General features: G+C 57.8%; 11 protein-coding genes and 1 tRNA gene. 5 read left to right on the forward strand and 7 right to left on the reverse strand.

What is annotated here, in order from left to right:
- Nucleotides 1-112 precede the first annotated feature (112 nt).
- From JMF94_RS09910 to JMF94_RS09940, 7 genes are all read right to left on the reverse strand, one after another.
- Entirely contained in the window at nt 113-1,102 is a 990-nt protein-coding gene (locus tag JMF94_RS09910) for an ABC transporter ATP-binding protein (protein WP_240824936.1), read from the reverse strand.
- A 975-nt stretch (nt 1,103-2,077) separates the two neighbouring features.
- Nucleotides 2,078-2,923 carry a VacJ family lipoprotein gene (locus JMF94_RS09915; RefSeq protein WP_240824937.1) on the reverse strand — a complete coding sequence of 282 codons (846 nt, stop codon included), beginning with the start codon at nt 2,921-2,923 and terminating at the stop codon, nt 2,078-2,080.
- On the reverse strand, nt 2,913-3,557 hold the full coding sequence (locus JMF94_RS09920; RefSeq protein WP_240824938.1) for an ABC transporter substrate-binding protein: 645 nt from the start codon (nt 3,555-3,557) through the stop codon (nt 2,913-2,915). The genes JMF94_RS09915 and JMF94_RS09920 overlap by 11 nt, the downstream gene beginning before the upstream one ends.
- 2 nt (nt 3,558-3,559) lie before the next feature.
- Nucleotides 3,560-4,012, reverse strand: coding sequence for an outer membrane lipid asymmetry maintenance protein MlaD (gene mlaD, locus JMF94_RS09925; protein WP_240824939.1), 453 nt, complete (start codon nt 4,010-4,012; stop codon nt 3,560-3,562).
- Between the two features lie 146 nt (nt 4,013-4,158).
- Complete coding sequence (locus JMF94_RS09930) at nt 4,159-4,974, reverse strand: ATP-binding cassette domain-containing protein (RefSeq protein WP_240824940.1); 816 nt, start codon at nt 4,972-4,974, stop codon at nt 4,159-4,161.
- Between the two features lie 375 nt (nt 4,975-5,349).
- Nucleotides 5,350-6,087 carry a YebC/PmpR family DNA-binding transcriptional regulator gene (locus JMF94_RS09935; RefSeq protein ID WP_240824941.1) on the reverse strand — a complete coding sequence of 246 codons (738 nt, stop codon included), beginning with the start codon at nt 6,085-6,087 and terminating at the stop codon, nt 5,350-5,352.
- Between the two features lie 30 nt (nt 6,088-6,117).
- A complete protein-coding gene (locus tag JMF94_RS09940; RefSeq protein ID WP_240824942.1) occupies nt 6,118-6,798 on the reverse strand; it encodes an RlmE family RNA methyltransferase in 681 nt (226 codons plus the stop codon).
- 181 nt (nt 6,799-6,979) lie between these two features.
- Between JMF94_RS09940 and JMF94_RS09945 the strand changes: the two genes are divergently transcribed.
- The 5 genes from JMF94_RS09945 to JMF94_RS09965 all read left to right on the forward strand — a co-directional run bounded on the left by JMF94_RS09945 (nt 6,980) and on the right by JMF94_RS09965 (nt 12,803).
- A complete protein-coding gene (locus JMF94_RS09945) occupies nt 6,980-7,516 on the forward strand; it encodes a superoxide dismutase family protein (protein ID WP_240824943.1) in 537 nt (178 codons plus the stop codon).
- A 257-nt stretch (nt 7,517-7,773) separates the two neighbouring features.
- Nucleotides 7,774-9,411, forward strand: a complete 1,638-nt coding sequence (locus tag JMF94_RS09950; RefSeq protein WP_240824944.1) for a DUF3880 domain-containing protein — start codon at nt 7,774-7,776, stop codon at nt 9,409-9,411.
- A 98-nt stretch (nt 9,412-9,509) separates the two neighbouring features.
- Nucleotides 9,510-9,585 (forward strand) — tRNA-Ala (locus tag JMF94_RS09955).
- A gap of 235 nt (nt 9,586-9,820) precedes the next feature.
- Nucleotides 9,821-11,227 carry a phosphomannomutase gene (locus JMF94_RS09960; protein ID WP_240824945.1) on the forward strand — a complete coding sequence of 469 codons (1,407 nt, stop codon included), beginning with the start codon at nt 9,821-9,823 and terminating at the stop codon, nt 11,225-11,227.
- A gap of 160 nt (nt 11,228-11,387) precedes the next feature.
- Complete coding sequence (locus JMF94_RS09965) at nt 11,388-12,803, forward strand: mannose-1-phosphate guanylyltransferase/mannose-6-phosphate isomerase (RefSeq protein WP_276612892.1); 1,416 nt, start codon at nt 11,388-11,390, stop codon at nt 12,801-12,803.
- Nucleotides 12,804-12,922 lie beyond the last annotated feature (119 nt).

Here is a 12,922-nt window from a genome sequence, read left to right on the forward strand (position 1 = left end):
CTGTCTGAATTTACGGAGAACTGGAAAATAAGTTTATAGCAGAGGCAATATATCTGCGCAAGGTGGTCTGCGGCAATGGCTGGGCGTGATGCTTGCCCGCGAGGGGCTATCGCTATAGCTGGCCGACCAGCCAGCAGGCCGTGCTGTGTGCGCCGCTGGCAGCTGTGGGCGGCATTTCGGCGGCGCAACGCGCAAGGGCTGACTTGCAGCGGGGGTGGAATGGACACCCCGTAGGCATCTTGGCAAGGGATGGAACTGTGCCTGGTATGGTTGGCAGGCGCTCAAGGCCGCGTGAACGGGCGCTGGGCGCAGCGTGCAGCAATCCTTGAGTGTAGGGATGGCGCGGGTCAGCGAACAGCTCCTGGGCCGGGGCGCATTCTACCAGACGCCCGGCGTACATAACGCCCACCGTATCCGCCATCTGGGCGGCTACGCCGAGATCGTGGGTAATCAGCAGTACGGCCATGCTGCGCTCGCGGCAGCGGGCCGCCAGCAGACGCAGAATCTGACCCTGAATGGTAGCGTCCAGCGCAGTGGTTGGCTCATCAGCCAGCAGCAGGGCAGGTCTGCACGACAAAGCCATGGCGATCATGACGCGCTGACGCATGCCGCCCGAGAGCTGATGCGGGTAATCGTCATAGCGACTCTGCGGCGCGGGGATGCCCACTTCCGTCAGCAGCTCTATGGCAGCCTCCCGGGCTTTTGAGCGGCTCATGCCCTGATGCAGTCGCAAAGGTTCCGCCACCTGATCGCCAATTTTGAGCACCGGGTTGAGAGAGGTCATGGGCTCCTGAAAGATCATGCCCACCTGACGACCACGCACGGAGCGCATTTCTTTTTCTGAAAGCTCAAGCAGATTCTGACCGTGCAGCAGAATACGCCCGTCAAGCACCGCGTTGGGCGGGGTGAGCTGCAAAATGGCTTTGGCCGTGAGACTTTTACCGCAGCCGGATTCACCAACGAGGCAAACTGTTTCGCCCTCATGCAGACAGATGTTTACGCTGCGCACGGCGGGCAGCGGGCCGTCTGCGGTTGCAAAGGTCACAGAGAGGTTTTCCAGTTGCAGCAGGGGGCTTGAGGCTTGGGTGGACGGATTGTTCATGGGCGGAGCCTACCAGAAGGTGCTGGCAAAAAAAAGTCTTGGGGCCTGGGGTGCTGCGGCAGAGGGGAAGGTAATGGAAGGCAGGACGGGAAAGAAAAGGCAAATAAGGGGAGATGTTTTTTGCGGGGTGGGTGAGCCTGTCAGGCTGATTTACGCAAACCCGACTTTTACGCCCTGAATGCGTCAGCGCCGGGATTTTGATGCTCACGTACTTGAGTACGCTGCGCTCAAAATCCCGGCGCTTCCTTTTCAGGCCGCAAAACGCGTATTTTGCAAATTCGCCCAACACCAGCCATCGCCTTCGCATTCGCTCCGGCGAGTTTAAGGAAGGCAACACAACGACCAGCTCCTGATGGAGTACAAATTTTTCTGACTCGTAAGGTATTCCTTTGGTCATGGCTGAATGAAACTTGTCAGTATCACATGCACCTTGTCGAAGTGGTGCATGTCTTTGTTTGCTATCAGAATTTATCCACGCGTAGTGCTGCCAGAATATTCAGAGCAACTAAAAAGGTACAAGGCTCATTCTCTGGCAGCAATAAAATCAATGGTAGTTGGCTGAAGCGGAATTCCATTCGGAGCGGAAATGTTCTCTGGCATAAACGCGGCGCGGAGGGAGATCACCTGAGCGAGTGCAGCGAGCGAGGGAAGCTCCCGCAGCTATGGCCGCGTTGCCCTCGCCGGTTTGTGGAAGCTGAAAACTCAAGGGGGTGCTTCGGGGGGGATGCAAGGGGGGCCGAGAAGGGGGCGTAGCCCCATAACCGGCCCCGCCTTGCTGCGCGCCGCACAGGCGTCCCAAACCCCGCCGGAAGGCGGAAAATTGCGCCCGAAGGGCAGAAAAAAATAGTATCGTACAGATCGGCCGAAAACGCGCCGCATCTACGCCCAAAATATATCCCAAAACGTAAAAAGCCCCCGGCTCAGAAACTATATGGTTTCCGCCGGGGGCTTGCATTCTGGCTTACAGGGCAAGGTCTAGTGCAATACCTGCGCCTTGCGGAAGTTCACATAGGCCTCGCGCATGGCTATGTAGGGGTCAACAGCCACGGTGTTCAGGTCTTCATACAGGGGCAGCACATCGCCGAGGGCGTTGAACCGCAGGCCGCCGCCAATCCCAAGGCTCAATTCCGTGGGTTGCAGGTAGAACAGCGGGTCGGCAAACAGATCGCCAGCACGGCCCACAGTGTCGCGCGCGGAGCTTGGGCCAATGATGGGCCAGACAATATAGAAACCATGCCCAAGGCCCCAGCGTCCAAGAGTCTGACCAAAGTCTTCGCCTGTGGGATCAACGGGCACAATGGTTTTGTGTCCTTTTGCCACGTCGGCAAAGCCCGCGCTGGAAGTGGTGTTGATGACAAAACGCCCAAATTCCACCCCCGCTTCAAAAAAGCGGAACTGCAGAATGTTGTTCACAAAACGCACAGGGAACAGAAGGTTGGAAAAGAAATTTTTCAACCCGGAGCGCAACTGGTGCGGCGTAACTGCTTCCCATGCTGTGTAGGCGGGCTTGGCAACATAGAGAAAGAAAATGTCATTGAAATGGAACCAGAACCTGTTCCACGGTTCAATGGGGTCGGAAATACTCTGGATCGGCTCATTGTCGTAGTCGTCCAGGGTACTGTCTGCATTCATTGTCCCGTAGGGCGTTACTGTGATGGCCCCAGGCTGCAGCTGGGGCGCTTTGCCGTACACAGTGGAGGGCGCAGGCGCCTGACTGGGGGCCGCACTGGCTGGCGCATGCCACAAGCAAAGCAGTGCGGCCAGCAGAAAGCCGGGCACATAGAGATGCCCTAGCAGTGTTGATGAGTAGTTACTGGCCATTGCCCTGCCGGACCTCCTGCGCCTTGGCCTTGACCTTGGCAATAAGCTGGTCAGGGCTGCCGGTGTTCAGAATGTCCTGAAACTGGGTGCGATAGTTTTTGACCAGGCTGATATTTTCAATCAGCACGTCATAAACAAGCCATGATCCGTTTTTGGGGAGCATGCGGTAAGCAACGGGGACTTTTTTCGAGTCCTTCATGGTGATGATTGTGCGCACTTCGGTGCGGTCGCCCTTGGGGGACGAAACCTCGCCAGTGTACACCACCTGTTCGCCATTGTATCCGTCAATCTTGCTCAGGTAGGTATTCAGGAGCAGTTCTGCAAAGGCATCGCTGAACTGCTGTTGCTGCGCCGGGCTGAATGTGCTCCAGCGCGGCCCCACCGTGCGCGAAGAAAATTCTTTGAAATCAAATATGTGCAGGACTTCATCTTCAATCTGCTGGCGCAGCGGGCCGCGCGTGGCAGGATTGACGTAGTCGGGGTTCTTGATGGAGCCGAGGATGCGGCTGATGGAAGTTTCCAGCGCCAGTTGTGCAGGAGAACTTGCACTGGCCGCGCCGGGCAACAGGGCAACTGTCAGCAGCGCAAGCAGAAAGCCTGCGGCTATATGGCGTGTGGTCGCATGAATGGTCATTGTTATTTGACTCCTCCGAAGGCGTACTTGCCGATGAGGGAACCGAGGTCAACGGCGGATTCCGTTTCAGTAATTGTGTCGCCAGCCGCAAGGACATGCTCCGAACCTCCGCGCGAAAGGCTGACATATTTGTCGCCAATGAGGCCACTGGTGCGGATGGAGGCGATGCTGTCTTCCGAAAGTTTCAGGTCTTTGTCGAGCCGCAGGCGCACCACTGCCTGATTGCGCACCGGGTCCGGGTCAAGACCAATGCTTACCACGCGTCCTACCGGCACCCCGGCCATTTCAATATCCGCCCCGACCCGCAGGCCGGAAACAGAATCAAAGTTGGCAGAAAGTTCAAAGCCCTGCTGGCTGAAAACTTCCATCTTGCCCAGCTTGATGGTCAGGTAGGCAACGCATACAAGGCCGAACAGGACAAAAAGGCCCACAGCGGTTTCACGAACAGTACTCATAAGGTTCAGGTAGCTCCACAGATAATTCGGCAATAAGATCAAATCTCAGTATAAGTGCGCCATGACAAAGTTTCAAGCCCTACTGTTGAGTAGGTAATCGCGAATCGCCAGGTTATCGCAATTTTTATTATACAGCGGCGCAGTTTTTATGATGCCAGCCAGCGGTCAAGGGCCTGCCGCACCGCCGGATCTGGCGCTTCGCCCATGGCGGCCTGCGTGTCGCCGGGTTCACGCAACAAAAATTGGCGCAGATATGGGTCATCGCTTGCTTCAAGCTCGGCCAGCGAACCGGAAAAAAGCGCGCGGCCTTCGCCCAGTACCAGAACATGGTCGGCAATGGCCCTCAGGCTGGCAAGGTCGTGGCTGACCACAACCACTGACATGTCGGTATATTGCTTGCGCATGGCAAGCAGCAGTTCGTCCATACGGGCAGCGGTGATGGGGTCAAGACCGGAGGTTGGCTCATCGCACAGCAGAATGCGCGGTTCGGCCACAATGGCCCGCGCAAGGCCCGCGCGTTTGCGCATGCCGCCGGAAAGCTGGTTGGGATAAAAATCGGCAAAATCCTCAAGACCCACCATGCGCAGCACGCGCAGGCCAGCCTCGCGGACAAGCTTCTTGGGGAGATTCAGATGCTCCGTGAGGGGCAGCGTGACGTTTTGCACCAGCGACAGAGCGCCCAGCAGCGCGCCGTCCTGAAACAGCACGCCCATGTTGCGGCGCATGCGCCGAAATTCTTTTTGCGGCAGGGCAAAGAGGTCTTTGTCGCCTATGAGCACATGGCCAGCCTGCGGGCGCGAAAGGCCGATGATATGGCGCAGCAGGGTGGACTTGCCACAGCCGGAACCGCCAAGAATTACAGAAACCTTGCCGCCCGGGAGCACCGCGTTGACATCGCGCAGAACCACATGCTCGCCGTAGCCCACGCTGAGATCCCGAAATTCAATGTCCCATGCCTGCATGAATACCGCCTGTCGCCTCTGATATGGATTATCGATTGGAGCAGATTATCATTGAAAGGTATGTCTCTGCTCCGCACGGTTTTTTGTAAAATTCCCGTTGAAAAATATTTTGTCAGGCGACCCCGTATCGCTCGCAAGCAAGTATTTCAACGTGAGAATGCCTTGATGTCGGAGCGCCGCCAGCAGGTGGATGGCCTGCGGGCCTTCTGGCGCTTTTGCAGCATAACGCAGGGAGGCAGGAGGAACAAGTGCGGATGATGCGCCACGCTGCGGGCGCGGTTGGCGAGATTTTGCGAAGCTTGGCTGGCTGCGCGGGGGATGACCCTTCTTACAAACGGGATTCTCCCCCGCCAGACAACTCAAAGTGAAAACGCGTTAGTCTGTGGGCATATCGTCGGGGAAGTCCGCGTTGGCATAGACATTCTGAACGTCGTCATTGTCGTCCAGCGCGTCCATGAGGCGCAGTACCTTCATGCCCACTTCGGCGCTCACAGCCACAAGATTCTGCGGAATCATGGCCAGTTCAGCTTCCTGCATGGCAATACCGGCTGCTTCCAGCGCATCGCGCACCGAGGTGAAATCGGCCATGGCGGTGTGGATGGTCCACACGTCCTCATCGTCAATGACATCGTCTGCGCCGGCTTCAAGAGCGGCTTCCATAATTTTGTCTTCGGGGTAGGCGGCCTTGTCCACGGCAATAACGCCCTTGCGGTCAAACATCCAGCCCACGCTGCCGTTTTCACCCATGGCCCCGCCATGCTTGGTGAAAAGGTGGCGAACTTCAGCCACGGTGCGGTTTTTGTTGTCAGTGGCAACTTCCACCATGATGGCGATGCCGTTGGGCCCGTAGCCTTCGTAGAAGGTTTCTGTCAGATCGCCGCCTGCGTCTTCACCCGTACCCTTGCGGATGGCAGCCTCAATCTTGTCCTTGGGCAGGTTGACGGCCTTGGCTGCGGCAATGGCCGCGCGCAGGCGGGAGTTGCCCACAGGGTCACCGCCGCCCTTGGCTGCGATGATGATTTCTTTGGCGGCCTTGGTGAAAATCTTGCCGCGCTTGGCGTCCTGGCGACCCTTACGGTGCTGGATATTGGCCCATTTACTGTGACCTGACATAAAACCTCCGAAACCTAGTGTAGAGTATGTTTATATACCCGGCGGCGCGTCGTCGGCAACTTCGTGTGAAGTTTCTCCGGCGGCTTCGCCCGGCACGTGCGCCGTTGGGGTAGCGCCCGCCTGGCCGCGAAAACCAAGGCCGACAAAAAATGTTTCCTTGCTTTCGGCCCGCGAGCTTTTGGGCTTGAACGATTTGACCGCATCAAAAGCCTTGCGCATGGGCGCGAGCAGCTCCTGAATATCTGGCCCCATAAAAATTTTGACCACAAAACTGCCGCCCTTTTTAAGGTGCAGACAGGCTACAGCCAATGCCTCAACCGTAAGCTCAAGCGAACGGGCCTGATCCGTAAAGCGCGTGCCCGTTGTGCGCGGGGCCATGTCGCTGATGACAACGTCAAATGGCCCCAGCTCCTTGAGTTTTGCTTCAAACTCGGCGGAGCGGTTGAACACGTCTTCCTGCATGAATGTGACCTGCGGCGGGAACACCGTTTCGGTGCTCTGAATGTCGCAGGCAAGCACAAGTCCACGCGTACCGACCTTTTCCGCCGCGCCCATGGACCACGATCCGGGGGCAGCGCCAAGGTCGAGAACCCGCTGGCCGGGGCGCAGCAGGTGGAACTTGGAGTCCAGCTCCTTGAGCTTGTAGACCGAGCGCGCGGGATAATTCTCGCGCTTGGCCTTCAGAAAATAATGATCTCGGTATTCTTTCATGGTAAATTCCAACAGGTGACCATACCCTTTTTTATTGCGCTCGCCAAGTGCGCAGTGCAGCCCTTCGTGACGAGCCGCGCAAAATCGCCGAACAGGTTGACCTCTGGGATTTATCAGGATATTTTTTCAATAAGTTTCCAGAACCTTTGATCTCGCACACTATCACCAGTAAGGAGAGGCTATGAAACGGATTCTTTTGGCCGCTTGTCTTGCGGGTTGCGCGCTCGCATTTGGAGCGCAGACGGTACTGGCGGAAAGCATTAAAGTTCCTGTGAACAAGATCAGCAGTGAAGGCGTTGGAGAGGCCATCGGCTTTGTTGCTTTTGAGGATGATGGCAAGGGCGGTATGGATATCATGGTTGATATCGCGGGCATACCCCAGGGCGACCACGGCATGCACGTGCATGAAAATCCTTCGTGCGCACCCGCTGCCAAGGATGGCGCCAACGTGGCTGGCCTGGCCGCAGGGGGACATTATGATCCCACCCATGCAGGCAAACACGAAGGCCCAGGCAAGCATGGGCACAAGGGCGATCTGCCGCTTATCACCGCCGATGCGCAACAGAATGTGAAGGCCAAGTTGCATGTGACCGATCTGACCACATCTGACATCAAGGGCCGCTCGCTCATGATTCATGCTGGCGGCGACAATTATTCCGACCAGCCAGCTCCTCTTGGCGGCGGAGGCGCGCGTATCGCCTGCGGCGTGATCGAGTAGGATTATGTTTTTTGCGTTCACGCGGCAAAAAATTTATCTGTTCGCGTGGATAGATCATGTCCTCCCTTGTGTGGGTCTTGCAGTTCTGGCAAGGGCGCGTCATTATCGGCGCAAAGTATTGCCAGCCACAGGGGAGAGCCTCCGACTGCCGTAACCGGCGCGGAGTTTGGGATTATTCTGCCCCGCTTGCTTGCCGCAGCGGGGCTTTTTGTTTGATAGGACAGTTTCGCAAGGATCCTGCAGTGGTGGAGAGAAATATGGCCGACCAAGACAAACGCCCCCAGCGGGTTCGTTTGCCTGACTTTACGGGGCGGGGTGTGAGCCTGCCCGATGGCCCGGACGCCTGGACCTGCCGGGGTGAGGGCGATGCCGTGCTGCTGCTCGGGCTGGGGCCAAAATCAGGAGCAAACCTGCCGCAGGTTTTGCCCCAGCTTGCCAATGCCCCCGCCGTATACTGGCTGGAATCCCCGCAAGTGACTCGTGCCCTGGAGGCATGGAGGCTGGAGGCAGAAATTTTGCCGCGCGAACCGTTGCCCGCCCATTGGCGCGCGGTCACCGCAGAGCAGGCTGTGGCTCTGGCAGGGCAGTGTCATTGCTACATTTACTCGCCCGGCCTACGGCTTGATCCTGAATTTTGGGGGCCGTTGCTGGGCCGGGTGGATGCGGCCCTTGCGCTTCCTGCATCCGCTGCGCGGGCGAGTGCGTCCATGGTGGCCGAGGGTGTTCGGGGGGCAGTTCTGTTGCCCGGCAATGATGGGCAACTGCTGCATCAGGAATTGTGCACGGCTCTTGCCGAATGCGGTTTCGGGCCGGTGGTGGACGCTCTGCCTCAGCCCGCGTCTGGCATGGGCGGAGCGCATGCTGGCCGTGAGGATGATTTTTTGCCCCGCTGGCGCGATCTCTTGCAAGGGGGAAAGCCCGTATTTCTGCTTTCAGTAAACCTGCGCGGGTTGGATGCCGACGGGCGCGTTTTTGAGCTTTGCCGGGCCCTTGGGATTCCCGTTGCCCTGTGGTTTGTGGATAATCCCTGGCATATTTTGTCTGGTCTGCGGCTGCCCTGGTGGCGGGATGCCCATATTTTTGTGACGGATGCCGGCTTTGTTGATGGTCTTAGAGCGTATGGCGCAAGCCGGGTCTTTCATCTGCCCTTGGCTGTTGCGCCCCACATGTGGCGCGAGCTGCCGGATATTGCTCCATCCTCCGTTACAGTGGAGCCGCCCCTGTTCGTGGGGCGCTCCGCCTTTCCTGAAAAAGAGCGCTTTTTTGCTGCGGCCTGTGTGCCGCAGACTTTGGAGGCTGATGCCGCGAGGCTGCTTGAGGCCAGCACCGGCCCGGGGGATGCTCCGCATTTTTTTTGGTGGCAGGACAAACTGGGAGGCACGCTGTGGCCTGGTTATGATGCGCGCCGTCCGGGCCTTGGGGCAGAGCGCTGCGCACAGGCCAACAGACGGCGCTGGCTCTTGACCGCAAGGGCGGGTTCGGTTGGCGGGCTGCGCGTCATCGGCGATGACGGCTGGAAATCCCTCTTGCCCAACACAGAAATACTGCCGCCAGTGGATTACTACACGGCACTGCCCGAAGTGTATGCGCGGGCCGAAGCCGTGCTGAACGTAACGAGCCTCCTGTTGCCGCAGAGCCTGAGCCAGCGCCATTTTGACGTCTGGGCCAGCGGCGGGTTGCTGCTCAGTGACGCCACATCCGGATTGGAAATCTTCCCTGCGGAATTGACCGAACCCATGACATTGCGCGGGCCCGACGACTTTATGGCCAGATGCGCATGGTTTCGGGCGCATCCGCAAGCCGCGCATGATCTGCGGCAGGCATGGCGTGGAAATCTGCGCGCTCACCACGGCTATAAGCAACGTATTCAGCTGATTATTGAAAAACTTGTCTGAAAAGTGGCGAGGGTTGGATGCATAGCTGAACAGGAGAAAGGCTTGACAAGTCGTGCGCTTTTGCCTATTGCTCATTTCCTGCGTTAAGCTTTCCATGTGGGGAAGTAGCTCAGCTGGGAGAGCATCGCCTTCGCAAGGCGGGGGTCGAGGGTTCAAATCCCTTCTTCTCCACCACAATATCAAGGGGTTACGGATAATACCGTGGCCCCTTTTTTTATGCGTTGCACATCTGTAAAGACTTCGGGATGAACGGTTCGGCTTGTGTGCACAGCGGCCATTTTTCGTGTGGAATCTGTACGCACCAAAATACATTGGCAATCGCGCTGCAAGTTGGATAAAAAGTATGCATTGCCCTTTTGGACTGGAATGGAAAGGGCAGTGCTTCAATAAAAAGCAGAAGAGGGACGTCATGGGCAATTCACTTTCATGCTTCAAAGCCTACGATATTCGGGGCCGCGTGCCGGGTGTTCTCAATGCGCCGCTGGCACTTGCTCTCGGCAGGGCCGTTGTCGAAATCCTGGGTGCAAAAAGCGTTGTGATTGGCCGCGATGCCCGGCTTTCCGGCCCCGAATTGCGCGATGCGCTGGCCTTGGGCTTGCGTGAGGCCGGGGCGCAGGTGACGGACATAGGCATGTGCGGCACGGAAGAAATCTATTATGCCGCCGCCAACCAGCCCTTTGGCGCGGGCGTCATGATCACGGGCAGCCACAATCCGGCGGACGAGAACGGCTTTAAGCTGGTGCGCGGCGGGGCCATACCCATCAGCGGTGATTCTGGCCTGTTTGCCCTGCGCGATCGCGTGGGGGCCATCCTTGCTGAGAACGGCGACACTGCCGAATCCCGTGAACTACCCCCTCTGCACAATGCCTCGTTCCGGGCCGACTATGTGGCCTGGCTGCTTGAATACAGCGGTGCAGCACAGCTTGCGCTAACTGCTGGCCGCAAGCCCTTGAAGATTGTGGCTGATGCGGGTAATGGCTGCGCCGGACTAGTGTTGAACGACCTGATGGCCTCGTTGCCCTTTGAATTTGTCTGCCGCCAGATGCAGCCGGACGGAACTTTTCCCGATGGCGTGCCCAACCCCTTGCTGCCGGAACGGCGAGCGGCCACAGCCGCTGCCGTGCGCGAATCTGGCGCGGATATGGGCGTTGCCTGGGACGGCGATTTTGACCGCTGCTTTTTTTATGACGCGGACGGTAACTTTATTGAAGGTTATTACTGCATAGGCCTGCTGGCGCAGGAGCTGCTGCGGCGTGTGCCTGGCGGCAAAGTGGTGCACGACACCCGAGTGTACTGGAACACCCGTGAGGTGGTGCAGGCCGCAGGCGGGCAGCCCGTCATGGGCAAGACCGGACACGCCTTCATGAAAGAACGCATGCGCGCCGAAGATGCCGTGTATGGTGGCGAAATGAGCGCGCATCACTATTTTCGCGATTTTGCCTACTGCGATTCGGGCATGCTGCCCTGGCTGCTGGTGGCCTCGTTGCTGCACCGTACTGGCAAACCTCTGGCAGAGCTTGTGGCAGAGCGCATGGCGGCCTATCCATGCAGCGGTGAAATCAACCGAAGGGTGCAGGATGCCCCAGCCCTCATGCGGCTGGTGAGGGATCGTTATGCGCCTTCGGCTCTGCACGAAGACAGCATGGACGGCGTTAATCTGGAATTCGCCGACTGGCGTTTCAATTTGCGCATGTCCAATACTGAACCCCTGCTGCGCCTGAATGTGGAGAGCAGGGGAAAACATTCGCTGATGGAAGAAAAAACGGCTGAAATACTAGCTTTTCTGGAAGAGCAGGGTGGGGCCGTGCCCGCCTGAGGTAGCCGTTGCGGTTCTGCCGCTTACAGGCGGAGCAAGGCCCGATAGGCAAGATCGCAAGCTTGTTTGTGAACGCTTGACGCCGTAGTATGGAATCGTTTGCCCTGCTGGCAGTGTATCGGATTGGTGTTCCAACATTGACGCAATGGTGAGGAAATTCATGCAGAATATTGCCCCTGTGATTCTGTGCGGCGGTAGTGGCACGCGTTTGTGGCCGCTCTCGCGCGAGGCATACCCAAAGCAGTTTGTGGATCTGGGCGACGGGAAAACGCTGTTCAAGGATACAGTGCTTCGGGCGCAGCATATGCCGGACAGCATGGAGCCTGTTATTGTGTGCAATGAGGCTCACCGCTTTTATGTGACCGCAGAGCTGTACGAATGCGGCGTGCATGGCAAAATCCTGCTGGAACCCGCGCCGCGTAACACTGCTCCGGCTATTGCTCTGGCGGCCTTTGCCTTGAAGGAAGACGGCGCAGATCCGCTCATGCTGGTATTGCCCTCTGACCATGCCATTGGCGATGAAGGTGTCTTTTTTGAAGGCGTAAAGCGCGCGGCGGCCCTGGCGGAACAGGGGCGTATTGTCACCTTTGGCATAGCCCCCACTGGCCCGGAAACAGGCTTTGGCTACATCGAACAAGGCGAGGCCCTCGGAGCTAATGGATACAGGGTTGCCCGTTTTGTGGAAAAACCAGATGCGGAAAAAGCCACGGTCATGCTGGCCAGGGGCGGTTATTCGTGGAACAGCGGCATGTTTTTGCTGCGGGCTTCTGTATATCTGAAAGAGCTGGAGCGTTTTGCTCCCAAGATATACGCCGCCTGCAATGCCGCATGGAAGGGCCGCAAGGATGATCAGGCCTTTTTCCGCCCGGACAGCGAGGCATTCCTTTCCTCCCCGTCTGATTCAATAGACTATGCGGTTATGGAGCAAACGGATCTGGCGGCTGTTGTGCCGCTTGGCGTCAGCTGGAGCGACCTTGGCTCATGGGAGGCCTTTTATCAGTTAGGGCAGCAGGATGACTCCGGCAACGTATGCTCCGGTGATGTCATGACCGAGGGTGCTGAAGATTGCTATTTTAACGCCACCCACAGGCTGCTGACGGCTATTGGTGTGAGCGGGCTTGTGGTGGTGGAAACACAGGATGCCGTGCTTGTTGCGCCGCGCGACCGCGTGCAGGACGTTAAAAAGATTGTTGGCCGCCTGCAAAGCGCTCAGCGGCCCGAGTGCAGGCAGCACCCCCTGGTCTATCGGCCGTGGGGCAGCTACGAAACTCTTGTCATGGACGGGCGGTTTCAGGTCAAGCGCATTATTGTGAACCCTGGTGCCGAGCTTTCTTTGCAGATGCACCACCACCGCGCCGAGCACTGGGTTGTGGTGAGCGGCACTGCGGAGGTGACCAATGGTGATCTGGTTAAATTGTTCACGGAAAACCAGTCGACCTACATACCACTCGGCACCATGCATCGGTTGAAAAACCCTGGGGTTATCCCTCTGGTGCTTATCGAAATACAGTCCGGCTCCTATCTGGGGGAGGACGATATCGTGCGGTTTGCGGATGTGTACGGGCGGGAAGGGTAGCACTGCTGCCTGTATGGTTGCTGCACGACCGCTGTTTCGACCAGTGGACAATGGTAGCCTTGCAAGGTATTTTATCCGCCTCCTTGCTCACAGCTGGGAGTTTCAGCCCTCGTAGCTTC

This window comes from Desulfovibrio sp. UIB00, assembly GCF_022508225.1.
Lineage (GTDB): Bacteria > Desulfobacterota > Desulfovibrionia > Desulfovibrionales > Desulfovibrionaceae > Desulfovibrio.